This window comes from Variovorax sp. 10L426 (genome assembly GCF_056395305.1).
On the sequence record NZ_JBFTJF010000157.1, the window covers coordinates 1 to 355 of the forward strand.

1 protein-coding gene is annotated in these 355 nt (G+C 62.8%); it reads left to right on the forward strand.

Annotation, left to right across the window (positions count from 1 at the left end):
* Positions 1 to 355 (forward strand): oligoribonuclease (gene orn, locus AC1DHL_RS30240; protein ID WP_478164398.1); only part of this gene is annotated, 355 nt, incomplete at both ends.

Below are 355 nucleotides of genomic sequence, written 5' to 3' on the forward strand. Positions count from 1 at the left end.
GACTAGCCCAGCCGCCACCTCCGTCAAAAGTGAAAACAACCTCATCTGGTTGGATATGGAAATGACCGGCCTGCAGCCGGATTCCGACCGGATTATCGAGGTTGCCGTGGTGGTGACCGACTCCGAACTCAATATCCTGGCCGAAGGGCCGGTGCTGGTGATCCATCAGGCCGACGCCGTGCTCGACGGCATGGACAACTGGAACAAGGGCACGCACGGCCGCTCGGGCCTGATCGACAAGGTCAAGGCGTCCACGCTCACCGAGGCGCAGGCCGAAGCCGAACTGCTGGCGTTCCTGAAGCGCTGGGTGCCGGCCGGCAAGTCGCCGATGTGCGGCAATTCGATCTGCCAGGAC